The organism is Gordonia sp. (in: high G+C Gram-positive bacteria), assembly GCF_049647785.1.
Classification (GTDB): Bacteria; Actinomycetota; Actinomycetes; order Mycobacteriales; family Mycobacteriaceae; genus Gordonia.
Genome location: NZ_JBARYI010000082.1, coordinates 56,909 through 81,748, shown reverse-complemented (window position 1 = coordinate 81,748; position 24,840 = coordinate 56,909). Strand labels below are relative to the sequence as shown.

20 protein-coding genes, 2 tRNA genes and 1 pseudogene are annotated in these 24,840 nt (G+C 61.7%); 10 read left to right on the top strand and 13 right to left on the bottom strand.

The window, feature by feature from the left end; translation table 11 throughout:
* Window positions 1-114: 114 nt before the first annotated feature.
* Complete coding sequence (locus WBA38_RS14360; RefSeq protein ID WP_424322995.1) at window positions 115-1,560, bottom strand: FAD-dependent oxidoreductase; 1,446 nt, start codon at window positions 1,558-1,560, stop codon at window positions 115-117.
* 235 nt (window positions 1,561-1,795) lie between these two features.
* On the opposite strand from WBA38_RS14360, the gene WBA38_RS14355 reads away from it, so the two are divergent.
* The gene (locus tag WBA38_RS14355; RefSeq protein WP_424322983.1) at window positions 1,796-3,223 is read left to right on the top strand and encodes an aldehyde dehydrogenase family protein; all 1,428 of its coding nucleotides are present in this window, start codon (window positions 1,796-1,798) and stop codon (window positions 3,221-3,223) included.
* A gap of 106 nt (window positions 3,224-3,329) precedes the next feature.
* Here the strand turns inward: WBA38_RS14355 and WBA38_RS14350 are convergent, their stop codons facing one another.
* The 12 genes from WBA38_RS14350 to dnaA all read right to left on the bottom strand — a co-directional run bounded on the left by WBA38_RS14350 (window position 3,330) and on the right by dnaA (window position 17,648).
* Window positions 3,330-4,199, bottom strand: a complete 870-nt coding sequence (locus WBA38_RS14350; RefSeq protein ID WP_424322982.1) for a universal stress protein — start codon at window positions 4,197-4,199, stop codon at window positions 3,330-3,332.
* 126 nt (window positions 4,200-4,325) lie between these two features.
* Window positions 4,326-5,312: a diaminopimelate dehydrogenase gene (locus WBA38_RS14345; RefSeq protein WP_424322981.1), complete on the bottom strand. Its 987-nt coding sequence runs from the start codon at window positions 5,310-5,312 to the stop codon at window positions 4,326-4,328.
* 95 nt (window positions 5,313-5,407) lie between these two features.
* A tRNA-Ala gene (locus WBA38_RS14340) sits at window positions 5,408-5,480 on the bottom strand.
* A 27-nt stretch (window positions 5,481-5,507) separates the two neighbouring features.
* Window positions 5,508-5,584 (bottom strand) — tRNA-Ile (locus WBA38_RS14335).
* 62 nt (window positions 5,585-5,646) lie between these two features.
* Complete coding sequence (locus WBA38_RS14330; RefSeq protein WP_424297359.1) at window positions 5,647-6,579, bottom strand: DUF3566 domain-containing protein; 933 nt, start codon at window positions 6,577-6,579, stop codon at window positions 5,647-5,649.
* Window positions 6,580-6,629: 50 nt separating this feature from the next.
* Window positions 6,630-9,182: a DNA gyrase subunit A gene (gene gyrA / locus WBA38_RS14325; protein ID WP_424297357.1), complete on the bottom strand. Its 2,553-nt coding sequence runs from the start codon at window positions 9,180-9,182 to the stop codon at window positions 6,630-6,632.
* Between the two features lie 73 nt (window positions 9,183-9,255).
* Complete coding sequence (gyrB, locus tag WBA38_RS14320; protein WP_424297355.1) at window positions 9,256-11,307, bottom strand: DNA topoisomerase (ATP-hydrolyzing) subunit B; 2,052 nt, start codon at window positions 11,305-11,307, stop codon at window positions 9,256-9,258.
* Window positions 11,308-11,491: 184 nt separating this feature from the next.
* Window positions 11,492-12,034, bottom strand: a complete 543-nt coding sequence (locus WBA38_RS14315; RefSeq protein ID WP_424297353.1) for a DUF721 family protein — start codon at window positions 12,032-12,034, stop codon at window positions 11,492-11,494.
* Window positions 12,027-13,289 carry a DNA replication/repair protein RecF gene (gene recF, locus WBA38_RS14310; RefSeq protein WP_424297351.1) on the bottom strand — a complete coding sequence of 421 codons (1,263 nt, stop codon included), beginning with the start codon at window positions 13,287-13,289 and terminating at the stop codon, window positions 12,027-12,029. The genes WBA38_RS14315 and recF overlap by 8 nt, the downstream gene beginning before the upstream one ends.
* A gap of 6 nt (window positions 13,290-13,295) precedes the next feature.
* Window positions 13,296-14,216 (bottom strand): phosphogluconate dehydrogenase (NAD(+)-dependent, decarboxylating), encoded by a 921-nt coding sequence (gene gnd, locus WBA38_RS14305; protein ID WP_424297349.1) that lies wholly within the window; start codon window positions 14,214-14,216, stop codon window positions 13,296-13,298.
* Between the two features lie 46 nt (window positions 14,217-14,262).
* Window positions 14,263-15,465, bottom strand: coding sequence for a DNA polymerase III subunit beta (dnaN, locus tag WBA38_RS14300; protein ID WP_424297348.1), 1,203 nt, complete (start codon window positions 15,463-15,465; stop codon window positions 14,263-14,265).
* Window positions 15,466-16,034: 569 nt separating this feature from the next.
* Window positions 16,035-17,648 carry a chromosomal replication initiator protein DnaA gene (gene dnaA / locus WBA38_RS14295; protein ID WP_424322980.1) on the bottom strand — a complete coding sequence of 538 codons (1,614 nt, stop codon included), beginning with the start codon at window positions 17,646-17,648 and terminating at the stop codon, window positions 16,035-16,037.
* A gap of 311 nt (window positions 17,649-17,959) precedes the next feature.
* Between dnaA and rpmH the strand changes: the two genes are divergently transcribed.
* The 9 genes and pseudogenes from rpmH (at window position 17,960) to WBA38_RS14250 (ending at window position 24,823) form a co-directional block, all read left to right on the top strand.
* Window positions 17,960-18,103 carry a 50S ribosomal protein L34 gene (gene rpmH / locus WBA38_RS14290; RefSeq protein ID WP_124709456.1) on the top strand — a complete coding sequence of 48 codons (144 nt, stop codon included), beginning with the start codon at window positions 17,960-17,962 and terminating at the stop codon, window positions 18,101-18,103.
* Between the two features lie 25 nt (window positions 18,104-18,128).
* Window positions 18,129-18,560: a ribonuclease P protein component gene (rnpA, locus tag WBA38_RS14285; protein ID WP_424322979.1), complete on the top strand. Its 432-nt coding sequence runs from the start codon at window positions 18,129-18,131 to the stop codon at window positions 18,558-18,560.
* Between the two features lie 5 nt (window positions 18,561-18,565).
* The gene (gene yidD / locus WBA38_RS14280; RefSeq protein ID WP_424322978.1) at window positions 18,566-18,877 is read left to right on the top strand and encodes a membrane protein insertion efficiency factor YidD; all 312 of its coding nucleotides are present in this window, start codon (window positions 18,566-18,568) and stop codon (window positions 18,875-18,877) included.
* 3 nt (window positions 18,878-18,880) lie between these two features.
* A complete protein-coding gene (yidC, locus tag WBA38_RS14275; protein ID WP_424322977.1) occupies window positions 18,881-20,056 on the top strand; it encodes a membrane protein insertase YidC in 1,176 nt (391 codons plus the stop codon).
* A gap of 53 nt (window positions 20,057-20,109) precedes the next feature.
* The gene (locus WBA38_RS14270; RefSeq protein ID WP_424293080.1) at window positions 20,110-20,766 is read left to right on the top strand and encodes a protein jag; all 657 of its coding nucleotides are present in this window, start codon (window positions 20,110-20,112) and stop codon (window positions 20,764-20,766) included.
* 683 nt (window positions 20,767-21,449) lie between these two features.
* Window positions 21,450-21,628, top strand: a pseudogene (locus WBA38_RS14265) (single-stranded DNA-binding protein); the annotation flags it as partial.
* Between the two features lie 398 nt (window positions 21,629-22,026).
* The gene (gene rsmG, locus WBA38_RS14260; protein WP_424294169.1) at window positions 22,027-22,743 is read left to right on the top strand and encodes a 16S rRNA (guanine(527)-N(7))-methyltransferase RsmG; all 717 of its coding nucleotides are present in this window, start codon (window positions 22,027-22,029) and stop codon (window positions 22,741-22,743) included.
* A gap of 140 nt (window positions 22,744-22,883) precedes the next feature.
* Complete coding sequence (locus tag WBA38_RS14255; RefSeq protein WP_424294170.1) at window positions 22,884-23,777, top strand: ParA family protein; 894 nt, start codon at window positions 22,884-22,886, stop codon at window positions 23,775-23,777.
* Complete coding sequence (locus tag WBA38_RS14250; RefSeq protein WP_424294172.1) at window positions 23,774-24,823, top strand: ParB/RepB/Spo0J family partition protein; 1,050 nt, start codon at window positions 23,774-23,776, stop codon at window positions 24,821-24,823. Before WBA38_RS14255 ends, WBA38_RS14250 begins: the two co-directional genes overlap by 4 nt.
* The last annotated feature ends 17 nt before the right edge of the window (window positions 24,824-24,840 follow it).

Here is a 24,840-nt window from a genome sequence, read left to right as displayed (position 1 = left end):
GTCCCGACCACTTGTGTCCACACTCCACCACTCCGAACTCGACACTAGGGCGACACCGTTCGAAGGACACCGGGTTCGGACTAATCGGCCAGTACTACTCGGGAATGAAGCCCTTCACTTGCGGGCCGCGGCCTGGCCAGCGCGCCGCCCAAAGAAGCTTCCGTCACCGAGCGAAGCACCGGAGGCGTAGCCACCCGCACACACACCCGATGTGCACCGGCCAGCCGCGTAGAGACCGGCGATCGGCTCACCCGAAACGTGCATCACCTCGCCGTCGACACCGGTGCGCAGCCCGCCCAAGGTGAAGCCACCGACCATGCCCCGCAGGTCGATCGCCGCAACCGGCGAGCCGATCGGTTTGACCCACTCTTGCTTCTTCCCGAACATTGGATCGGCACCACGCTCGGCATGCCGGTTGTACAAATCCACCGTCCCGACCAGGGCACCTTCGGGCAGGCCCATCTCCGATTCGAGTTCTTCCACCGTTTCGGCCACCCATTTCGGACGGTGCCGCAGCATCGGGGTTGAGGTCGGTCGCGTGAGGCCTTCCTCGTACGCGGCCTCGTCAATGATCAGGTAGCTCTGCGCCGCGTTCTCGTACAGGGCTGCCTGCCCAATCCGTCCCGGGTATGTGTCTTCGTTAATGAAGCGTTGGCCGCGCCCGTTCACCAGAATCCCGCGAATGAACAACTGCGGGTCGCAGAAGTACGCCACTTCGGCTGCGTCCATGTGCGCCAGATCCGCGCCGATTGCCTGCGCCATCTGTATGGCACGACCGTCGTGCTCCTCGATCGACGCCGCGGGCCGGTTCACCATCTTCGGCGCGTACGCCTCCAACATGGTGTTGTTGTAGGCGAAGCTGCCGGTGGCCAGGACTACGCCCCGCTTGGCGCGCACGGCAACGAGCTTCCCAAACTGTTTCGCAAGCACTCCGACGACGCGCTCACCGTCGACGATGAGGGATTGCACGCGCATGTCGTACGCCGACCGCACACCGAGCCGTGCCGCAGTATCGGTCAAAGGCTTCATCAGCATGTATCCGCCGCCGCGTTCGGAACTGGTGTGCTTGTCTTGCATCTGCGGCACGTGCCCGCGCGGGGCCGCTGGAATCGTGTCGTGGAAGGGCGCGGCGTTCTCGCCACCGGTGTACTGCAGGCCGTCGTCGTATGGCGGCTCCCAGCCCGGCTCGCCCCAGAAGCTCATTTTGAACGGCACACCGCATTCGTCGGTCAGCCAGTGGTAGTGAGCGACGCTTCCTTCGCAGTAGGCGTCGATCTTCGCCTCATCGGTGCCCGGCCCCAACGCCGCCTTCATGAACGCCTTCATGGCATCGACGGTGTCGTCGAAACCGCAGGCTTGCTGCAGCGGCGTACCGCCGCCCATATAGATGAAGCCGCCCGCCATCGCGGCCGCACCGCCCCACCCGCCGGTCCGCTCAAGCACCAGGACGTCGGCTCCCGCCTGGGCCGCGCCGACCGCCGCGGCTGCACCAGCCACGCCGAAGCCAGCAACAACCACGTCGGCCTCATCGGCCCATTCGTCGATCTGCGCGACCGGGATGGGCCGGACACCGCTCCCCTCGACAGGTGTTGGCCCCTCGGTACGAGTTGGTTCAGCCAATGTAGTGGTCCTTCCGAGACTTCAGTGACGAGAGATTTCTCTCACACCATGTCAGACGCAGGTACTGTCACAGGCAGGGTGTTCCGCCCAGCGGGAGCCACGTCCCGAGCGATCAACATCGCCTGCATTTGGCGCTGTCCTCGATCGCCACGCATCGACAGAAGTGAGTTGGCCAATGACGGACTTGACGAAGTTTTACATCAATGGACAGTGGGTCGATCCCGTGGGCACGCCCACCATGCTCGACGTCATCAACCCAGCGAATGAACAGGTCGCAGGCACAGTCGCGCTCGGCTCCGCCGCCGATGTCGACGCCGCGGTCATTGCCGCGCGCCACGCATTTGAAGGCTGGTCCACCTCAAGCGTCGATGACCGCATTGCCCTCATCGGCGCAATCCTCGCCGAGTACCAGAGGCGGGCTCCGGAGCTTGCCGCCGCAGTCACCGAGGAGATGGGTGCCCCAGCGGGGCTTTCCGCCGCGGCACAGGTCCCCATCGGCATGGCGCACCTGGCTACTGCTGCTGAAGCCCTCAAGACGTTCTCCTTCTCCGAAGACCGCGGTTCGTCACGTGTCGTCAAGGAGCCGATTGGCGTCTGCGGTTTCATTACCCCCTGGAATTGGCCGCTGAACCAGGTGATGTGCAAGGTGGCACCCGCTCTCGCCACCGGCTGCAGCATGGTCCTCAAGCCGAGTGAGGTAGCCCCGTTCTCGGCGGCCATAGTCGCGGAAATTTTCGACTCCGCTGGCGTTCCCGCCGGGGTGTTCAACCTCATCAACGGTGATGGCCCCGGCGTCGGCGCGGCCCTGTCGTCGCACCCGGACATCGACCTGATCTCGTTCACCGGCTCCACCCGCGCTGGCATCGAGGTTGCCAAGAGCGCCGCGCCGACCGTCAAACGTGTCGCACAGGAATTGGGTGGCAAGAGCCCCAATATCCTGCTCGACGACGATTCCCTCGCCGCTAACGTCGCCGCGGGTGTGGCATCGATGATGGTGAACTCGGGACAGTCGTGCAACGCACCCAGTCGCATGATCGTGCCATCGCACCGGCTCGACGAAGTGACGGCGGCGGCCACCGAAGCGGCATCGGCTATCACCGTCGGCGATCCGACCACCCGAGTTACGCTCGGACCGGTGGTCTCCGAACCCCAGTTCACCAAGATTCAGGGCCTCATCGAGCGCGCTATCGCCGACGGGGCAAATCCCATCGTGGGTGGTCCGGGCCGTCCCGAGGGTCTCGACGCTGGCTACTACGTGCGTCCCACGGTGTTCACCAATGTCACCAACGACATGGAGATCGCACAGACCGAGGTTTTCGGTCCCGTGCTGGTGGTGATTGGCTACGACTCGGTCGATGAGGCCATCAAGATCGGCAATGACACCGAGTACGGCCTGGCTGGTTACGTCTCCGGTGAGGACATCGAAGAGGTCCGTCGAATCGGTTCCAAGCTTCGTGCCGGTTCCGTGGCCCTGAATTCCGCGGGGCCCGACCCGGCTGTCCCGTTCGGCGGCTATAAGCGAAGTGGCAACGGCCGCGAGTGGGGTGATTACGCCTTCGACGAGTTCCTTGAGGTGAAATCGCTTCTCGGGTACGGCGCGTAGTCGTAGGTCAGCAGCACAGATGCGAAGGAGCGCAACGCCGTGACGGCGTTGCGCTCCTTTGCGTTGCAAGTATTTCGCGTTGCGGGCGTCTCCCGAATCGGGAGGATCAGTGGTTCTGGACCACCATCACCGGGCACTGCGCCACGTGCAGAATGGCCTGGCTGGTGGAGCCGAGCGCGAGGCCACGGAAGCCACCGTGTCCCCGCGTGCCGACCACGATCAGTCGTGCCGTCTCGGACAGTCCGCTGATGTACTCCGCCGGTGCATCAGTGGTGAGATCGATGTCTACCGCCACCTCTGGGTGACTCTCGGCGGCGTCGGCCACCTGGGATTCGATCACGACCTGGGCGTTGACTCGCAGATTCTCCAGAATCTGTCCGGAGTAGCCCTGGAATACCTCGTCGGTGAAACCACCGAAGGAATGAACCACCCGCAGCGGAGCCTTCATCGATGCTGCCGCGGCGAACGCCTGATCCAAGGCCCCGGTCGAGTCCACCGAACCGTCGACCCCGACAACCACGGGTCCGCTGTCACTGAACGCGCCTGTCGATACCACGACGACGGGGCACTCGGAGTGCGCCGCCAGATCAGTACTCACCGACCCCAGCAGCAGCCCGCGCACACCGCCCAGGCCGCGGCGACCGAGGACCAGCAGATGCGAGCGCGTCGACACGTCGCGCAGCACCAGGCTCGGCTTACCTTCGACGACCCGCTTGGTGACCGTCACGTCCGCGACGCTCAGAGCGAGCTCTTCGGCGGCCGAAGCCGTCGCCTCCGCCGCCTCTCGCGCTGCAGCCAACGCCGTCTTGTCCGACTGCATCGACAGCCGCCCAAACGCGGGCGAGGCCGACGAAAGCACGGTGACCACGTCTAGCTGTCGGCCGAACCGCTGCGCCGCTTTTGCCGCCCAGCGCACGGCTTCGAGTGCGTGACCCGATCCGTCTACCGCCACTGACACCGGTGAATTACTCGTCATCTGCCTCATCCTTCCGAATACGTTCTCACCGGCAACGCTTCCAGACTTTCGGTGCGCCGGATGGATCCCGCGGGAAGTCGAGGACCTTGGTCCCGGTGCCTCCTGTCACAGGCGGCAGCAGTCTCGCTACAGGTAGCCGGCGCGTAGTTCTTCTGCCGAGAGCGGCGACAGCAATCCGGGAGCGACGTCGTAGACGGTCTTGGCACCCACCTGGCCGGACTGGTTCATTCGGGCGGCGGCGCGCGCATACGCCACCAGCACGCTGGCGGTGAACTCCGGATTGGAGTCGAGGGTCAGGCTGTATTCGATGACTTGCTTGGCGCCTTGGGAGGTGGTGCCGCTACGAATCACGAAGCCCCCGTGCGGCATGCCCCGGTGGTCCCGGGCGAGTTCCTCGGCGGAAATGAAGTTGACGGTGGTGTCGTAGGGCTCGAAGTAGTCGGGCATGGTGACGATCGCCGTGCGTACGGCGTCGGCGTCGGCGCCGTCTTCGAGGACCACGAAGCATTCGCGGGTGTGTCGTTCGCGGGTCGAGAGCTCGGGGTTCTCCCCGGCCCGGACACGCTCGATCGCTGGCTCCGACGGCAGCGTGTACTGCACGCCCGCCGCGACGCCGGGGACACGACGCACGGCGTCCGAGTGGCCCTGGCTGAGGCCGCGGCCCCAGAAGGTGTAGGTGTTGCCTTGCGGGACGATCGCTTCGCCGAAGACTCGATTCAGCGAGAACAGGCCCGGATCCCAGCCTGTCGAGATGATGGCGGTGGTGCCCGCGGCCTTTGCTGCGGCGTCGACCGCTGCAAAGTGCTCGGGGATGCGTGCGTGATTGTCGTAGCTGTCGACGATGGAGTATCGGGCCGCCTGAGCCGGGCTCTGCTCCGGGAGGTCGCTGCGCGAGCCGCCACACAGAATGAGGACGTCGATGTCGTCGCGGTCGCGGTCGAGGTCTGCCATCGGGAACACCGAAGTCTGGTCGCCGACGGTTTCGACGCTCGCGGGATCGCGGCGAGTGAACACACCAACCAACGTCATGTCCGGGTTGAGGCCGATCGCGGTCTCAACTCCTCGGCCAAGATTCCCGTAGCCGACGATGCCGATGCGGATTGGGGTGTTCACGATTGCTGATTCCTTTACCGAGTTGGGGACCGATATTGCTGGCGCTACAACAGAACCCGGTAGGCGATCTCTCGCCTACCGGGTTCTGCAACTTGTGGAGCCTAGGAGATTCGAACTCCTGACATCTGCCTTGCAAAGGCAGCGCTCTACCAACTGAGCTAAGGCCCCGAGACCGGGTTACCGGTTATGAAATTTTGGTGGGCCTAGGAGGACTTGAACCTCCGACCTCTTCGTTATCAGCGAAGCGCTCTAACCGCCTGAGCTATAGGCCCTGAACCGAAATTGAAGATTACCCGAACTCTGCAGCATCTACAAAACGGCTGGTCAGAAGCCCTTAATCGAGATCAGCGAGAGTAACCTCGACGCCGCCAACCATATCAGCACAGACGTTGTAAACGTAAGCCGAGATGGTGGTGAGGGCTGTCAGGAGCACTGCGGCGACAACCCCGAAGAGTGCGCTAAACATGAACACTTGGCCGCCGCTGATCAAGTCCTGCCCGCTGGTGCTGCCGTCGCCGTTCACGATGGTGCCGAACGAGGAATTGATCTGATCCCAGATGCCCATGCCACCCAGTACGCCGTACAGAATTGCAACGGCAATCATCCAGACGAAGAAGCCGACAATCGACAGCACGCCGACGACCTTGAACACCGACCAGGGGTCCACGCGTCGGATTTGAACGGCCGCCCGCAACGGCACTCCCACCGATCGGGCAGGGATGGTTTGGCTCGACGCACGCGCCGCTGCTTGTTCCCTCGCCTGCTCGGTGTGGTGGATCGAGTCCAGGTCGGGCAGTTGGTCCTTCTTCGCGAGTTGCTCGCGCGGAATGTTGCGCGTGTCGGACTCCACGAACTGTGCGGGTTTGGCCATCGGTAGCGGCGGTGAGACCGGTACCGGCGGGGCGACAGCTTCAGGCTTAGCTGTGGGCTCCGGCTTTACCGGCGACACAGGCTTCTGGACAGGTATGGGACCCGACGGCGGTGATGATGGCCCAGTGGGTTTCTGAGCCGCCATTTTGGTTGTCGGGGCAGTCGTTGGCCGCGAATCGGATTCGGTCCCCATCGACGAATCTGACCTGTTCGGGTCACCCGAAACCACACCGCGGGGTGGCGGACCACCGGCGCGTTCTTCATTCAACACGCCGGCGGCCTTAGCCATTTCGCCAGCAGTCAGCCCGGTCGCGGCCGATTTTTCCGACCGTTTCCACGGCGGGACCACGGTCCCGCGTTCGACATTCTTGTCGTCCGGCTGCTTCGGTGTGCTCACAGGCAATTCCTCACTGAACGGATACTGGCCAACTCTAACTGTTGGTCGACCTACTTCTCGTCAGCCGCGCCCTCGTCGCCATCAACATTGTCATCGACAATGTCGCCCTCCACGACATCAATCTCGTCCTCATCGGGCTCATCTGCGTTACGTGCGATCGCGATCAGCTCGTCGCCATCCGACAGATTCATCAGGCGCACGCCCTTGGTCTGACGACCGGCCTTGCGGACCTGCTTGGCCTTGGTGCGAATAACACCGCCACCGGACGTGATCGCGTAGATCTCACTGTCGAGATCGACGACGAGTGCACCGACGAGATCGCCGCGCTTCGGGTCGTGCTGAATGGTCAGCACGCCCTTCCCGCCGCGGCCCTGAGCCGAGTACTCCTCGATGTCGGTCCGCTTGGCGTAGCCGCCCGACGTCGCGACGATCAGGAAGGTGTCGGGGCGCACCACCGTCAGGCTGAGCAGCTCGTCGTCCTGATTGAAACGCATACCCTGCACGCCCGAGGTCTGACGTCCCATGGGGCGCAATGTCTCGTCGTCGGCGGTGAAGCGGATCGACTGACCCTTCTTCGACACCAGCAGCAGATCGTCCTCGGCCGAGCAGAGGCGAGCACCGACAAGCTCATCGTCGCCGCGAAGGTTGATCGCGGCGATGCCACCGGCACGGTTGGAGTCGAAGGCGTCCAGACGCGACTTTTTGACCAGACCGTTGCGCGTTGCGAGCACCAGGTACGGCGCATCCTCGTAACCGGAAATGCGGATGACCTGCGCGATCCGCTCTTCTGGCTGGAAGGCCAACAGGTTCGCGACGTGCTGGCCGCGTGCGGTGCGGTTCGCTTCGGGAAGCTCGTACGCCTTGGCGCGGTACACGCGGCCCTTGGTTGTGAAGAACAGCAACCAGTCGTGCGTACTGGATACGAAGAAGTGGGCGACGATGTCGTCCTGCTTCAATCCGGCCCCCTGCACACCCTTGCCGCCGCGCTTTTGGCTGCGGTACAGGTCGGTCTTGGTGCGCTTGGCGTAGCCGGTTTCGGTGATGGTCACGACTACGTTTTCGCGGGCGATGAGATCTTCGTCGGTGACATCGCCCTCGGCGGGGATGATCCGGGTACGACGATCGTCGCCAAACTTGTCGACAACTTCCTTCAGCTCGTCGCGCACAATCGAACGCTGGCGCTCCGGGCTGTTCAAGATGTCGTTGTAGTCAGCGATCTGGACTTCAATTTCTTCCAGTTCGTCAACGATCTTCTGACGTTCCAGGGCGGCCAGTCGGCGCAGCTGCATCGCCAGAATCGCGTCGGCCTGAAGCTCGTCGACGTCGAGCAGGTCCATCAACCCGGTGCGGGCGATGTCGACGGTCGCCGACCCGCGGATCAGGGCAATAACTTCGTCAAGCGCGTCGAGCGCCTTCACCAAACCGCGCAGAATGTGCGCGCGCTCTTCCGCCTTGCGCAACCGGTAGCGCGTCCGGCGCACGATGACCTCGATCTGGTGCGCCACGTAGTAGCGGATCATCTGATCCAGGCGCAGGGTGCGCGGCACACCGTCGACGATCGACAGCATGTTGGCACCGAAGTTGGTCTGCAACTGGCTGTGCTTGTAGAGGTTATTCAGCACCACGCGAGCCACGCCGTCGCGACGCAGCGTCACCACAATTCTCAGGCCGACTCGGTCGGACGACTGGTCTTCGATCTTGCTGATGCCCTTGAGGCGACCGTCGTTGACCTGCTCGGCGATCGACGAGATCAGGTTGTCGGGGTTCACCTGGAACGGGAGTTCCGTGACGACAAGCTGCGTGGTGCCCTTGACCTCTTCGATTTCCACGACACTGCGCATGCGGATACTGCCGCGACCGGTCATGTAGGCGTCGCGAATACCCTGGCTGCCAACAATCAGCGCGGCCGTCGGGAAGTCCGGGCCCTTCACCGCTTCCATGCAGGCGGCGAGGGTGGTTTCCTGGTCGGCATCCGGGTTCTCCAATGCCCAGAACACCGCGTCGGCGACCTCACCTAGATTGTGCGGCGGAATGTTCGTCGCCATACCAACGGCAATACCGCTGGAACCATTGATCAGCAGGTTGGGGATGCGCGCCGGTAGGACCGTCGGCTCCTGCGCCTTGCCGTCGTAGTTCGGAACAAAGTCGACGGTCTCTTCGGTGATATCCCGGAGCATTTCCATCGCCATCGGCGTCAGGCGGGCTTCGGTGTAACGCATGGCGGCTGCGCCGTCATTACCGCGGGAACCGAAGTTACCCTGGCCATCGACCAGCGGGTATCGCATCGACCACGGCTGCGCCAAGCGAACCAGCGCATCGTAAATCGAGGAATCGCCGTGGGGGTGGTAATTACCCATGGTCTCCGAGACCGGGCGCGCAGACTTCACATAGCCGCGCTCGGGACGGAATCCGGCGTCGAACGATGCGTACAGCAGACGACGGTGCACCGGCTTGAGGCCATCGCGAACCTCCGGCAGCGCACGTCCGACGATCACGCTCATCGCGTAGTCGATGTAGCTGTTCTGCATCTCCTGCCCGAGATCTACAGGCTCGATGCGATCGCCATCAGTGTTCTCATCTGGCAGATCAGTTTCGTCGCTCATGAATCACTTCCTGCGGCGATGCCGCGAAATCTGAAGGGTCTTGCGGCACACGCCGCAGCTGGCTTGGCCGGAATTACACGTCGAGGAAACGAACGTCCTTGGCATTACGCGCGATAAACGAACGACGTGCAGGCACGTCTTCGCCCATCAGGATCGAGAAAAGTTCGTCGGCACCGGCGGCGTCGTCGAGGGTGACCTGCTTGAGGATGCGCACGTCCGGATCCATCGTGGTTTCCCACAGTTCGCTGGCGTTCATCTCGCCGAGGCCCTTGTAACGCTGGATGCCGTCATCCATGTTGATCTTCTTGCCTGCGTCCTTGCCCGCCTGCAGCAGAACATCGCGCTCACGGTCGCTGTAGGCGAACTCGGGCTCGGCACCCTTCTGCCACTTGAGCTTGTACAGCGGCGGCATAGCCATGAAAACGTGCCCCTGCTCAATCAGCGGCCGCATGAAGCGGAACAGCAGCGTGAGCAGCAGCGTGGCAATGTGCTGACCGTCGACGTCGGCGTCGGCCATGAGCACGATCTTGTGGTAGCGCAGCTTGCTGATGTCGAACTCGTCGTGGATACCGGTACCGAACGCCGTGATGATCGACTGAACTTCGGCGTTCTTCAGCACGCGGTCAATACGTGCCTTCTCGACGTTGATGATCTTGCCTCGCAGCGGCAAGATCGCCTGGTACATGGAGTCTCGGCCCGATTTGGCGGAGCCGCCTGCCGAGTCGCCCTCCACGATGTAGACCTCGCACTTGACCGGATCGTTAGAGCGGCAGTCGGCGAGCTTGCCTGGCAGGCCACCGATGTCGGTTGCCGTCTTGCGACGCACCAGTTCACGAGCGCGACGGGCGGCCAAACGTGCCTGCTGCGAGTCGGCGGCCTTGCGAATGATGGTCTTCGCTTCGGCCGGGTTGGCGTCGAACCACATCGCCAAGTGCTCGTTGCATGCCTTCTGCACGAAGCTCTTGACCTCAGTGTTTCCGAGCTTGGTCTTGGTCTGCCCCTCGAACTGCGGGTCGGCGACCTTCACCGAGATGACCGCTGCCAACCCTTCGCGGATATCGTCACCGGAAAGCTTGCCGTCCTTCTCCTTGAGCAGCTTCTTATCGAGCGCATAGCGGTTGACGGTGCTGGTCAAAGCAGCGCGGAAGCCTTCTTCGTGGGTGCCACCCTCGGCGGTGTTGATCGTGTTGGCGAAGGTGTGCACGGACTCGGCGTAACCCTCATTCCACTGCATCGCGATCTCGACCTCGTGGCCGGTGCCCTTCGCAGTGAATCCGATGACCGTCTTGTGAATCGGCGACTTGGCACGCGAGTTCAGGTGCTTGATGTAGTCGACGAGACCGTCCGGGTAGTGATACGTCCGGGTCTTGACCTTGGCGACGGCCTTCTTGATCTCTTCCTCAGACCGGATCGAGGCGTCGTCTTCCGCGCCTTCGACCTCGGCTTCGAGATCAGCTTCCTGGATGCGTTCGTCAGTCAGCGTGATGGTCAGGCCCTTATTCAGGAAGGCCATTTCCTGCAGGCGACGCGCGATTGTCTCGATGTTGTATTCGACGGTCTCGAAGATTTCCGGGTCCGACCAGAAGCGGACTGTCGTACCCGTGCGGTCACTGGGACCCACCTCCGACAGCGGGCCGGGCTTCGCGTAGTCGTATTTCTGGAACCATTCGCTGCCGTTGCGGTCGATGACGAGTTCGACCTTGGTCGAGAGCGCGTTGACGACGGAAATACCGACTCCGTGCAGGCCACCGGAAACCGCGTACGAGTCCGAGTCGAACTTACCGCCGGCGTGCAGCTGGGTCATGATGACCTCGACGGCCGGTACACCGGTGGCGTGCATGCCGACCGGCATGCCTCGGCCGTCGTCGACGACCTCGATGCCGCCGTCTGCCAACAGGGTGACGTCGACGCGGGTGGCGTAGCCGGCCATTGCCTCATCGACAGAGTTATCGACGACTTCCCAGATCAGGTGATGCAGTCCTCGTTCACCGGTGGAACCGATGTACATGCCGGGACGCTTACGAACTGCTTCCAGACCCTCGAGAATGCTGATCGAATCGGCACCGTATTCGGCTGGCTTCGATTTGCCTGACTTTTTCGGTGCGTTGCCGCTGGTGTCTGTCACGGAGGGTCAACTCCCATTCTGGTAGAGGACAGTTACCGCTCAGTGTACTGGGTAGGGAACTCACAACGTCGCTTACCACGCCCTAAAAGGGACGGAGAACGACGAATTTCGCCTCCGGTGGGACCGATCATGCGTTTGGCTAGTTTTCTCGCTCACGCGACGAAATCGGCCACAGGCCGCTCGATTAGCCGTAGGTATCGCGCGGGCCGCGTCCGGAAATGTGGCGCGGCCCCTTCCGCCACGACGGTGCTTGGGGCCCCGTGATGCGCAAACTGGTAACCATTCCATGCCCGATGACCTTGGCAATCTTCGCCAAAATGGAACTCTGCATGTACCGAAGTTGGGTGGCCCAGGCGGTAGATTCGGCACTCACGTGCAGAACCGTCCCCTGCAATTGGGTTGGCTCAGCGTGCGAGGCGATGTCTTCGCCGACAATCGACGGCCACATTCCGAACAGGGTGCCTTCAGAAATGCGCGGCTCCCAGCCGTGCTGCTTGACGACTTTGCCGACCATGCTGCCGAACGGTTGTGGATCTCGAGCATCCGGTCCCGACCCCGACCAGCGACGACGCGACCGGTCTTCGCTGCGACGCTTTTTCCGCAGCGGCGCGGCACGCCCCATGCCGACGGACTTACCCTGCGCTTTGGCGACCGCCTTGGCCTCTTCCAATGCGGCGCGCGCGAGGTCGTAGCCGGACATGGCCTCTGACGGGTTTTCCTCAGGCATTGTGCTGACTCCCCTGCCCCAGTGCCTCGTCGGTAGCGGGCTCCCCCATTTTCTTGTCCCCGATCTTCTTGTCCCCGATCCTCTCGTCACCGATCACGACCGACTTCCTGACGCCATCTTGCTCCGAGACTCCGACAGAAATTCGTCGGCCGACGATGGACTCAGGAATGTCGTCGGCGACGGCGGCCGTGATCAGCAATTGATCGGCGTCGGCGGTGAACTCGGCGAGCATGTTTCGACGGGCGACATCGAGTTCGGCGAACACGTCGTCGAGCATGATGATCGGTTCCACGCCATCGTCTCGGAGTAGACCGACGCTCGCCAGTCGCAACGAGAGGGCGAAAGACCAACTTTCGCCATGACTGGCAAAGCCTTTAGCCGGCTCGTCTCCGAGTCCGAGGAAGAGGTCGTCTCGGTGGGGGCCCACCAGACACATCCCGCGGTCGATCTCCTTCGATCGAACCTCGATGAGGCGCGCGGCGATAACCTCGCGGATCACGTCGATCTCGTCGTCTCCACCTGGACTTTTGTCGATCTCCTCGCCAGCGGCGGACCGGTATTCAATAAACGCCGGACGCGAATGCGGTGCGATTGACGCATACGAATCGCTCACGAACGGGGCGAGCTGCCGGACCAACGCCAGGCGCGAGGCGGTGACCTGCGCGCCCAATTCAGCCAGCTGGCTGTCCCACACATCAAGGGTGCTGAGCACGGACTCGGCCTGATCGCCGCCGCGCCGCAGCGCCGCACCGGCAGTTTTCAAGAGTGCGGTTCGCTGCCGGAGCACGCGGTCGTAGTCGGCTTTTGCGCCAGCGGCCATCGGCCGCAACTGAGCGACGAGTTCGTCGATGAAGCGTCGTCGCTCCCCCGGATCGCCGCGAACAAGCGAAAGATCCTCGGGTGCAAACAGCACCGCGCGAAGGATGCCAAGGACTTCTCTGGTGCGGCGCACCGGTCGCGTGTTGATCGCAGCCTTGTTGGCCCCCTGCGACGGAATTGTCAGGTCAACGGTCAATTCGCGACCATCGTTCTCCACGGTCGCGGTAATGCGGGCAGCATCGGCACCACTCCTGACCAGCGGCGCATCCGATGACACGCGATGACTGCGCAGGGTCGCCACGTAGAAGAGCGATTCCAAAAGGTTGGTCTTCCCGAATCCGTTGCGGCCCACAAAAATCGTGGTACCCGGAGTCAGGGTGAATTCGGCGTGCGGCCACGAACGGAAGTCGTGCAACGCAAGTTGGCGAACAAACACGGCGGGCTAGGGTGCCGGAGTTGCCGTCTCGCCGACGGACTTACCCGAGTTGTCGACGACCGCGTGACCGCCGAACTGATTCCGAAGCGCCGACACTGCCTTCAATGCCGGTGAGGCTTCTTGGCGGGAGGCGAACCGTGCGAAGAGCGCCGCGGAAATAACATTCGCCGGCACCGCATGCCGAATCGCCTCCTCCACAGTCCAACGACCTTCACCGGAATCGGTCGTGTAGTCGGAGATGTCGGCCAGACCCGGGTCTTCTTCCAGCGCGCGGACCAGCAGTTCCAGCAGCCACGACCGCACGACTGTCCCCTGAGTCCAGGCCCGTAGTGTGCCGGTGACGTCTTCGATCAGCGGTTCAGCCTGCAGCAGTTCGTAACCTTCGGCGTAGGCGTGCATCAGCCCGTACTCGACACCGTTATGGACCATTTTTGCGTAGTGACCTGCGCCGACGGGACCAACGTGAACAAAGCCGTCGGCGCGTTCGCCCGGCGGTCGCAGAGCGTCGAAGATGGGCATGGCGATCGCAACATCGGAGTCTGCGCCGCCAACCATCAAGCCGTAGCCGTTCTCCAACCCCCACACGCCGCCGGAAACTCCGCAATCCAGGTAGCCGATTCCCTGAGCTGCCAAGAGGTCCGCATGTGGACGGTCATCCGAAAAGTGGGAGTTACCACCGTCGATGACGATGTCGCCGGAGTCCAGCAGATCGGCGAGCGCAGCCACCGAGTCGCGGGTGATGTCACCGGCTGGCACCATCAGCCACACCACTCGAGGTGTGCTCAGTGCGTCGACCATCGCTTCCAAGCTGGCGACGTCGGACACCTCGGGCCGAGGGTCGTAGCCGACCACTTCGTGACCTGCGGCGACGATGCGGGTGCGCATGTTGGCACCCATTTTGCCGAGACCCACGAGACCGAGCTGCATTGCGACTCCTTTGGCGAGAAAGCGATTAAGTCACTTTAGGCGCAGGTCAGCCAGGTAGACGAACCGGCATCAGCAGGTAGCTGAAGTCGCTGACGGCCGCGGCGAAGGCACCGCTCTCGTCGGTTTGCGGTTCTTCTCCGGTCGACGGTCGGAGCACCGCCGGGCGGATTGCCGCACGACGCTGGCCGGAGCCATCCGGTTCCGGATTGGTGAAACCGAATTCGACGGTATCGGTGCCGATCGCAGCCAAGCCGTCGAGCAGGTAGTGCGGGTTGAACGCGATGAGGATCGATTCGCCGTAGAACTGCACCGGCAACTCTTCTTCGGCCTTGCCCGCTTCGTCGCCTCCGGCGGTCAAGAGAACCGAGTCGCTGCTGAAATCGAGGCGCACCTGGGCACCCCGCTCGGCGACGAGCGAAACGCGCTTAATCGCTTCGATCAGCGGAGCGCTTTCAACAATGGCGATCGAGCTGTGGTTGGCCGGGAACAGTTGGCGAAACTTAGGAAACTCGGCGTCGAGCAGGCGCGTGGTGGTTTTCTTGGCACCGTTCGTGATTCCGAGCATGCCTTCGGAACCGATCGCGTGCACGGCACCGAAGGCCAAGTCCACATTTCCGGTCCCGTCGGCACCGGCCGATTTAGCTGCTTCGGAGAGCGTCTTAGCGGGCACCAAAGCGGCACCGGATGCACTGGGATCTGTTGGCAACCACTGCATTTCACGAACCGCAAGGCGGAAACGGTCCGTCGCAGCGAGGACCACTTTGTCGCCCTCGATCTCAACGCGGACACCGGTCAGCATGGGCAGTGTGTCGTCACGACCAGCAGCGAGTGCCACCTGGGCAACTGCTTCGGAGAACAGGTTTGCCGGAACAGAACCGGTGTTTTCCGGGATCGCTGGCAATTCCGGGTAGTCCTCGACAGGCATCGTCGGGAGCGAGAATTTAGCGCTGCCACAGCTGATAGCGACGCGCGCACCGTCGATGGTGACATCGACCGGCTTGTTGGGCAGCGACTTCGTAATTTCAGCGAGCAGACGCCCGGAGACCAAAGCCTTGCCGCTTTCGGCCACCTCGGCGGAAATCACCTGAAGGGTCGAGACTTCGTAATCGAAGCCTGCGACCTGGAGGCCAGCGTCGTCTGCGGTCAGAACCACGCACCCGAGAACCGGCACCGGAGGACGTGAGGGCAGGCTGCGAGCAACCCACGCGACGGAATCAGCGAATTCGTCGCGCACGACACGAAACTTCATCGGTGGTGTAACCCCTTCTCGACGTGCCAAGTCCGTTACGGCGTGCAACGGGTCCGGCGATGGTTGCTCGCCGAATCCCACTGTAGAGCGCGCAGCGATTCTTTGGACAACTCGGGCCAGATCCGATGGTTGCGAAGCGCAGGCGGCCACGAGCGCGATGGCGCGAGCGGTTCGGCAGGGTGTGTATCCACACACCTTCTTTTAAAAGATGTTCTTTAAAGAATAAATCTTCTTAGTAATAGGTCCTGTGAGTTCTGTGGACAACTGATTCTTTCTGCAGGTCAGGATGCTCGGCCCGTTGTGCAGGACCGGTGGATGAGATCGGTGGATGGATCGTCTCGGCTGTGGAGCAACTGAGACGATCAACAGCCATCCCAGTGTTGTCCCCAGAATTTGCCCCGTTGTCACCACGATGTCCACAGGCTTGCCGTAGACGTTGTCCTGGGCCTTTACGTCGCACGCACGCGGTCAAAGTTGGGTTGAGCGATCAAAAAAGGTGGCCACAAACTCTTTTGAGTCTGTGGCCACCCTTGAGGGTTATTGCGTCGGAGTTGGAGCTGACGGCCCGGCTAGCGGTTCGCTCGCTGTTTGATGCGCGCGGTCAGTTCCTGCACTTGGTCGTAGATGTTGCGGTTCTCATGCATTTGCTTGCGGATCTTCTTGTCCGCGTGCATCACCGTGGTGTGGTCGCGGTCGAACGTCTCACCAATCTTCGGCAGCGATAGGTCGGTCAGCTCGCGGCACAGGTACATCGCGATCTGGCGCGGCAACGTCAACGCGCGGACCTTGCTCGGACCGGTCAGGTCCTCGACCGGCAGATCGTAGAAGTCAGATGTCTGGGCGACGATGCTCGCCGCACTGATATCCATCGGCCCCGAATCCGGGATTAGGGCTTTCAGGACGACCTCGGCCAGGCCGGTATCGAGTTCGGTGTTGTTGAGCGAGGCGAACGCGGTGACGCGGATCAAGGCACCTTCGAGCTCACGAATGTTGCGTTCGATCTTCGATGCGATGAGTTCCAGCACGTCATCTGGTGCAGCGAGCCGATCCATCTGCGCCTTCTTCCGAAGGATCGCGATGCGAGTCTCCAGGTCGGGTGGCTGCACGTCGGTGATCAGCCCCCACTCGAAGCGAGTGCGGAGACGATCTTCCAGCGTCGCGAGCTGTTTCGGCGGGCGGTCCGACGAGACGACGATCTGCTTGTTCGCATTGTGCAGCGTATTGAAGGTATGGAAGAACTCCTCCTGGATACCTTCTTTACCTTCGAGGAACTGGATGTCGTCGATCAGGAGCATGTCGATGTCGCGGTAGCGGCGCTTGAAGGCGACGCGACGGTCATCGCGCAGCGAGTTGATGAAGTCGTTCGTGAACTCTTCGGTCGAGACGTACTTCACGCGCATGCCGGGGAACAGTCGTTGGGCGTAGTGCCCTGCGGCGTGCAGGAGATGCGTCTTGCCGAGTCCGGATTCACCCCAGATGAACATCGGGTTGTAGGCGCGGGCCGGGTTCTCGGCGACGGCGACGGCCGAGGCGTGTGCAAAGCGGTTGGATGCGCCGATAACGAAGGTGTCGAAGGTGTACTTGGGATGCAGCGAGGTAGTCCCGTTGTCAGGGGCCGTGGTCTCGCGCTGTTCAAAGTAGGTCGACCACTCACGCGGTTCGACGGGCCGGCGCTGCGACTGCTGATAGGTCAGAGCGGCGAGCTGCTCATCGGAGGGGATAGCGGGGCTTGCGGGGTAGGTCGGGGTCGGAATTTCGTCCGACTGCATGCCGCTACCGGTGTACGGCGACCCAGAAAGTGAGCCCGAAGATGTGATGCTTGTTGCAGTTGGGGCTGAAGGGTGTGGATGGGTATCCACAAAATCATTCGATTCATCGACAGTCATCGACCCGCCAGCGGCAGCTTCGTCCACACGAACGGCGATGTCGACGTTATGACCCAAATGCCGACTCAACGTAATCCGCACGGCCTCGCGCAAGTTGCGTTCAATCTGCTCCTGGACGACCGACGATGGTACGGCGAGAAGCGCGAAACCTTCGGTCATCGTCAACGGGCGAACCAGCGATAGCCAGGCTTTTTGCTGGTGCGTGAGAGATTCGACGTCTGACGGTCCAGTCCCGTTCGAGAGGTCCGCGACTACGGCCTTCCATACGTCGCTGAACGAGTCTCGGTCCCCGGCCACGTGCCCCCCTTTAGTGCGGTCGATCGGATGCTTTCAGTGATTGAGAGTGCCACGAACGAGGCTCTCCGCGCGAGTTGTCCACAAAGTTGTCCACACCTGTGGATGGATCTGTTAATAAATTCCACCGATGTAATTCGGTGTCCGCGATATCCGCAGGTAACCCGTCGTTTGATTTGGATTCCTGTGCCCAGTACCCTCGAAAGGTCGCCTGTACATGGACTGCGGAATACGCGCTCGCTCGCGAGTCGGCCCCGGTCGATCCATGAGTGGGCCCGTTAAACCGCCTGTAGTACCAACACGAGGAGTTTCCAGTGGCCAAGGGGAAGCGCACTTTCCAGCCGAACAACCGTCGTCGCTCACGAGTGCACGGCTTCCGTCTGCGTATGCGGACCCGCGCCGGTCGCGCCATCGTGAACGGTCGTCGTTCCAAGGGCCGCGCCAAGCTCACCGCTTAGTCGCGAATCCGGCCCGGTCAAATCGGTGTCGGCCGACGCGGCGCGGATTTCGAAGAAGTCCGACTTCACCCGCACACTCACCAAGGGTGTGCGGGTTTCGGCGCGTGATCTGTCAGTTCAAGTAGCACCTGTCGGTACCGACTGGCCTGATGCCAGCGGGCTGAGACCGGACGTTGCCTTGCACGGCGGCCCGTGGCTCGGTCTTGTCATCTCCAAGAAGGTTGGTAACGCGGTGGTTCGGCATCGGACCGCGCGGCGCCTTCGTCGTGCCTTCGCTGCGGCCGCGGTCGGGACGTTGCCCACCGAAACGTATGTGGTGGTCCGCGCATATCCGGGGATCGTCGATAAATCCAGTGCCGAGCTCACCGAAGTCCTTCGTGCCGCGTTTGCGCACCGTAAAGTTCTGGCCGCGTGCGCTGGGTTAAGCAGCGACAATTCGACGCACGGGAAGGGCTGAGAAACATGCTGGAAAAGCTGTACCGCCTTCCGCGAACCAGTCTCATCTTCGTGATTGAGCTCTATCGGACCTGGGTTTCCCCGACCCGCATGCCGACGTGCCGTTTTGAACCCACATGCAGTGGTTACGCCGTTGAGGCGTTGTCGAAGCACGGCTTCGTGTGGGGATCGGTTCTCGCCACCTGGCGGCTGCTGAAATGCGGCCCGTGGCATAAACCGGGCTACGACCCGGTCCCGGAGTTGGGACCCGTGGAGTGGCTCCGCAACAAGACTTCCAACAGTGATGCGAAAGCATCACCTTCAGATAGGGGTAAGTGAGCCGTGCTCAACTTCATCTACTACCCAGTGTCATGGATCATGTGGCTCTGGCACTGGTTGTTCGACAATATCTTGCCGAACTCACCGGGCTGGGACGGTCTTGCGTGGGCACTGTCGGTGGTTTTCCTGGTGTTCTCGTTGCGCGCCATCTTGTACAAGCCCTTCGTCAAGCAGATCCGCACGACGAAGCAGATGCAGGAAATCAATCCGCAGATGCAGGCGATTCGAAAGAAGTACGCCAACGACCGCGTCAAGATGACCGAGGAGATGCAGAAGCTCCAGAAGGAGCACGGCTTTAACCCGCTGCTCGGTTGCTTGCCAATGTTCATGCAGATTCCGGTGTTCATCGGTCTGTTCCACGTGCTGCGGTCGTTCAACCGCTACATCCCCGAAGGCGGCGGCGGCTTCGGCGTTCCGCATACCGGTCCGAGCCTGTCGTTGGAAGCGAACCGGATGACGGGCAACTACGCGTTCAGCCCGGAGCAGGTACAGAACTTCCTCGACGCCCGATTCTTTGGTGTCCCGCTGTCGTCGTTCCTGACACAGCCGGAACAGCAGTGGGCGGCGTTTGTGTCGTCGGGCAAAGTAGCTGACGTTGACTTCACTCGCTGGCAGATCGCCGCCGTGATCGTCCCCCTGATGCTGATCGCTTCGTTCGCCACGCACATGAACTCGCGTGCATCGGTGTCGCGCCAGACTGCGGCCGCAGAGGCGAATCCGCAGACCCGCATCATGAACAACCTTGCACTCTGGGTGTTCCCGCTCGGCATCCTCGTCACGGGTGTGTTCTTCCCCGTCGCCATCCTGCTCTACTGGGTGGCCAACAATGGTTGGACGTACGCACAGCAGCACATCGTCTTTGGCCGTATCGCCAAGGAAGAAGAAGAAGCCAAGCTCGCGAAGGAAGAGCGACTTAAAGCCGCTGCACCGAAGCCCGGCGCACGACCGGACAAGACAAAACGCGAAAGCAGCGTCGCCGTTGTTGATGGTGCCGTTGAGGACGACGACGCCGATGCCACGAAGGTAGATGTCTCGAAGAAGGCCACACCGGCTAAGGCTCAGGGCACGGCCTCGAAGGCGACGCAGCCAAAGAAGACTTCGCCCGGTCAGCGACAGACCAAACCCGGCGGTGCACGGCAGGCCGGCAACAAGCGCAACAAAAAGAAGGGCCGCCGGTAACGGCACTGCGAACCCTTCCCCAGACGTATTTCAATTGAGTAAGGAACACATTCATGACTGACCAGACTGTGTCGTCCGATGACACCGTGACCGACGAATCGGTGGAAGTCGTCGAACAAGAGGCCCAAGGCAGCGCCGTTGCGGTTGACGAAGCAGAGGCGACACCTGACGCCGATGTTCTCGACGACGACAATGATCAGGACGACGACAACGACGACAGCGACGACAGCGACGAGGACGACGACGAGGAAGACAAACTCGTTGAAGAAGGTGAAGTCGCCGCGGACTATCTTGAGCAGCTTCTCGACATCCTCGACTTCGATGGCGATATTGATCTTGATGTCGATGGTGATCGTGCGATTGTCAGCATTGATGGCGGCAAGGATCTGAATAAGCTCGTCGGCCGGAACGGCGAGATTCTCGATGCTCTGCAGGAATTGACGCGTTTGGCTGTGCAGCAGTCAACCGGTGATCGGAGTCGGTTGATGCTCGACGTCGCGCGGTGGCGTGATGGTCGTCGTCAGCGTTTGGCTCAGCTGGGTACCGAGGTCTCTGAACGTGTTCGGGATTCAGGTGAGCGTGAAGTCCTTGACCCGATGACTCCGTTTGAGCGCAAGATCGTGCACGATGCCGTTGCGGCTGTCGCCGGTGTCTACAGCGAGAGTGAGGGCGTTGAGCCCAAGCGTCGGGTGGTTGTCATCAAGGAGTGACCGCCTCTCGTTTTCCGTGAAGCCTCGACCTTCGGGTCGGGGCTTCACGCGTTTTGGGGGGTGTTCGAGATTTCGACACAGTGACCTTTTGGCTCCCAGGATGCGCCTGCTGGATTTACGGCTGTCTGAATGGGTGATCTTGTTCCACGTGGAACGTGGACGTCACCGATGGCGTCATTGCTTGGCGAATATAATCACACGTCTGTAGTTCAGGCGCGAAGTAGCTCCCCTTCCCCGTGCGAACCTGCTCCCCTCCCCCGTGCATGTGGGACTCGTTGAAGGTGAAGTTGCTGTGGACTACCAAGGAGTGACCGACTCCGCCCTGTTGATCTCGCAGGCCAGCGGATGATGCCGGTGGCTGCGTCAGGCATGCGTACTCGACCGAGGTCAGTAGCCCAGGCCTGAATGACGATGCCGCGTGTTGTGTTCGTGCTTGAAATCGCCGATGACGACGCGGGCCTCGATCAGGTTCGTGCACGGATGGATCCTTCGAGTATGTCCTCAGCCATTCCCGTGGGTCGGCGCCAGTTGTACAGCGTCGAGGTCGACACGTCGAGGTCGGCGGTGATCTCGTTCCACGTGAAACGTGGACGTCGTCACCGATGGCGCCAACTGCTCGGCGAAGACAATCACATGCCTATAGTTCAGGTGCGAACCTGCTCCCCTCCCCCGTGCGTGTGGGGCTCGTTGAAGGCGGTGAAGTTGCGGCGGGCCATCTTGAGCAGTTTCTCGACATCCTCGACTTCGATGGCGATATTGATCTTGATGTCGATGGTGATCGGAGTGTCGGTTGATGCTCGAAGTCGCGCGGTGGCGTGATGGTCGCCGTCAGCGTTTGGCTCAGCTGGGTACCGAGGTATCTACGTGATCTCGTTCCACGTGAAACTCGACGTCACCAATTGCAGCATTGCCTGGCGAAGAAGATTGCAGGACGTAGTTCAAATGCGAGAGGTCATCGCGCTCGCCTCACTTGCTGTTGCTGCCTACAGGAAGTTGAGCCAGAGAAGGATCGCACAGTGGCGGTCAGAGCCAAGCGTTTTAGGGACTAAACTAGACGAAAGGCAGTCATCCGAGATCTTCGGAATCGATCGTGACTGCGGCAGGCCCCGAACGAAGTCGCGCGGGAGATCGGCAACGACGCTGCTGTTCCCCTGATGGATGATCCATGACAATCTAATGTGCGATTCTGCGTTTCACGTGAAACGCAGCGTTCCTAGACCGAGGTGAGTTTCACGTGAAACGACGAAGGATGACAGAGTGATGGCGGGCGAACCCGAGAGCGGTCCAGGATCGAATACCGAAACCGAGCCGACACCTCCGATCGCGGCGGCGATCTTTGGAGAGCGTCTGGATCTGGCCGAGAAGTACGCCAGCATCCTTAGTGAGGAAGGTGTCTTGCGGGGGCTCATCGGACCCAGAGAGCTTCCCCAACTGTGGACTCGGCACCTGCTGAATTGCGCTGTCCTGTCGGAGGCGATCGATGAAGACTTGACCGTCATCGATATCGGTTCGGGTGCAGGCTTACCAGGCATTCCGCTGGCTATCGCGCGACCAGATCTGGCCATCACGCTGATCGAGCCACTGCTGCGACGAACAACATTTCTCGATGAGGTCGTTACGGAACTCGGTCTTAAGAACGTCACCGTTGTCCGTGGAAGGGCCGAGGAAAAGGCAGTCCTGAAGGCAGTCCAGCCGGCAGACGTCGTGACATCGCGTGCGGTGGCACCGCTTGAGCGTCTCGCGAAGTGGTCCGCTCCCCTCATTCGTGGTGGGGGCCGATTGGTTGCGCTAAAGGGGCGGTCGGCAGCCGACGAGATTGCGCGTGATCGGGAAAAGGTGTCGGGCTTCGGTATCCGTGACCTGACGGTCGAAGAGTGCGGGACAATGTTAGAAACACCCACCACGTTGATCACGGGTCGACGTATTGAGAGTGCCAAGGATGCGCGCAAGGCGCGTCGTGCCGGACGCCGAGGCTGAGGAAAGAGATTCAATTGGTGTCATTTCGCCGCAGGGCGCAGAATGAAAGCACTGACCAAAGGAGTCCCGGGGTGCCCGACAGCGCACATAGATCGACACAGGAGCCGCGCGTTTCACGTGAAACGCCGCCCGTTCCACAGATGCCCACATTTGACGACACCCCGATCGCGACGGCGGCGGCACACGCCAGCCAGGTCTTGACCCCCGGTGGGGCTGGGCGCCTCCCCCGCCCGCCGCGACCGCGCATCATGACGATTGCCAACCAGAAGGGCGGTGTCGGAAAAACGACGTCGGCGGTCAACCTGGCAGCTGGTCTTGCGCTTCATGGACTTGGGGTACTGGTCATCGACTTGGATCCGCAGGGCAACGCAAGTACCGCACTCGGGATCGATCACCGTCAACCCGGTATCGCATCGGTGTACGAGATGCTGCTCGATGATGTGTCACTGCGCGAGGCGATCCAGCAGTCACCCGCGAGCGAAAACCTGTACTGCGTACCGTCCACCTTGGATCTGGCGGGTGCCGAAATTGAGTTGGTCTCGGTTGTTGCTCGGGAGAGCCGACTCCGGAATGCGCTCGATGAGGACCTCCTCGCCGAATTGAACATTGACTACGTTCTCATCGACTGCCCACCGTCGCTAGGACTCCTGACGGTGAACGCGATGGTTGCGGCTCGAGAGGTGCTGATTCCGATTCAGTGCGAGTATTACGCACTCGAGGGCGTTGGTCAGTTGCTTCGGAACATCGAGCTAGTGCAAGCACACCTGAACAAGGAACTGCACGTCTCGACAATTTTGTTGACGATGTACGACGGTCGTACCAAGTTGGCAGACCAGGTTGCCGCGGAGGTTCGCAACCACTTCGGCGACAAGGTCCTCACGACAATCATTCCGCGCAGCGTGAAGGTTTCCGAAGCGCCTGGATTTGGCATGACGATCATTGAATACGATCCGGGTTCACGTGGATCAATGAGTTATCTGGACGCGGCTCGGGAATTGGCGAACCGCGGAGCGGCTGAAGGGGCACTTCGATGAATCAACGTGACACGCAGCGTCGTGGCGGTCTGGGACGCGGCCTGGCCGCACTCATCCCGACGGGTCCGCCGGAAGACGACCACCGTCTCAATACTCCGCGGATGGGATCGGCGGCAGCAGACGTCGTGATTGGCGGCGGCAACGCGGTTCGACCAACCGCTAAGCCTTCGACCGACTTGCTGGCTCCCACGGCTGGTAACGACGAGCAGGCTAGTGACGTCGGTGCCGTGTACCGCGAGATCGTGCCGTCGGAAATCGAAGCGAACCCGATGCAGCCGCGAACAGTTTTCGACGAGGAAGCCCTCGCTGAACTCGAGCACTCGATCCGCGAGTTTGGTCTGATGCAGCCGATCGTGGTCCGGGAACTCCCCTCCCCCAGGGCCAATGGGGTGCGCTATCAACTCATTATGGGTGAGCGTCGGTGGCGGGCCAGCACCAACGTTGGCCTTGCTACGATCCCGGCGATCGTTCGTGAGACCGCTGACGGCGACATGTTGCGTGACGCACTGTTGGAGAACATCCACCGCGCACAGTTGAATCCGCTCGAAGAAGCGGCCGCGTATCAGCAGTTGCTCGAGGAGTTCGACGTGACTCACGAGGAACTCGCGAATCGTCTCGGCCGTTCGCGGCCGGTGATCACCAACATGATCCGCCTGTTGAAGTTGCCGATTCCCGTGCAACGACGCGTTGCTGCGGGTGTGCTGTCGGCCGGCCATGCGCGTGCGCTTCTCGCACTCGACGCTGGCAGCGATGCCCAAGAGGCGCTCGCCGCGCGCATCGTCCGTGAAGGGTTGTCGGTCCGAGCGACAGAAGAAGCCGTCACTTTGGCGAATCACGACGGCCCGGATGCCAAACCGGAGGCGAAGAAGCGTCGACCCATCGAGATGCCAGGCCTGAAGGATGTGGCGAATCGGCTGTCGGACCGTCTCGATACCAAGGTGACGGTGAGCCTGGGCAAGCGTAAGGGCAAGGTTTTGATCGAGTTCGGGTCGGTTGATGACCTCGAACGCATCGTCAACGTCATCGCCGAGAACACCGAAAAATAGCGATGTAAATCGGCCAT

Excerpts from the sequence above, each read along its gene's own strand:
- WBA38_RS14355 (WP_424322983.1), top strand. The coding sequence starts at position 1,796 with ATGACGGACTTGACGAAGTTTTACATCAATGGACAGTGGGTCGATCCC.
- WBA38_RS14350 (WP_424322982.1), bottom strand. The coding sequence starts at position 4,199 with ATGACGAGTAATTCACCGGTGTCAGTGGCGGTAGACGGATCGGGTCAC.
- gyrA (WP_424297357.1), bottom strand. The coding sequence starts at position 9,182 with ATGAGCGACGAAACTGATCTGCCAGATGAGAACACTGATGGCGATCGC.
- WBA38_RS14315 (WP_424297353.1), bottom strand. The coding sequence starts at position 12,034 with ATGCCTGAGGAAAACCCGTCAGAGGCCATGTCCGGCTACGACCTCGCG.
- gnd (WP_424297349.1), bottom strand. The coding sequence starts at position 14,216 with ATGCAGCTCGGTCTCGTGGGTCTCGGCAAAATGGGTGCCAACATGCGC.
- dnaN (WP_424297348.1), bottom strand. The coding sequence starts at position 15,465 with ATGAAGTTTCGTGTCGTGCGCGACGAATTCGCTGATTCCGTCGCGTGG.
- yidD (WP_424322978.1), top strand. The coding sequence starts at position 18,566 with ATGCTGGAAAAGCTGTACCGCCTTCCGCGAACCAGTCTCATCTTCGTG.
- WBA38_RS14270 (WP_424293080.1), top strand. The coding sequence starts at position 20,110 with ATGACTGACCAGACTGTGTCGTCCGATGACACCGTGACCGACGAATCG.
- rsmG (WP_424294169.1), top strand. The coding sequence starts at position 22,027 with ATGGCGGGCGAACCCGAGAGCGGTCCAGGATCGAATACCGAAACCGAG.
- WBA38_RS14255 (WP_424294170.1), top strand. The coding sequence starts at position 22,884 with ATGCCCACATTTGACGACACCCCGATCGCGACGGCGGCGGCACACGCC.
- WBA38_RS14250 (WP_424294172.1), top strand. The coding sequence starts at position 23,774 with ATGAATCAACGTGACACGCAGCGTCGTGGCGGTCTGGGACGCGGCCTG.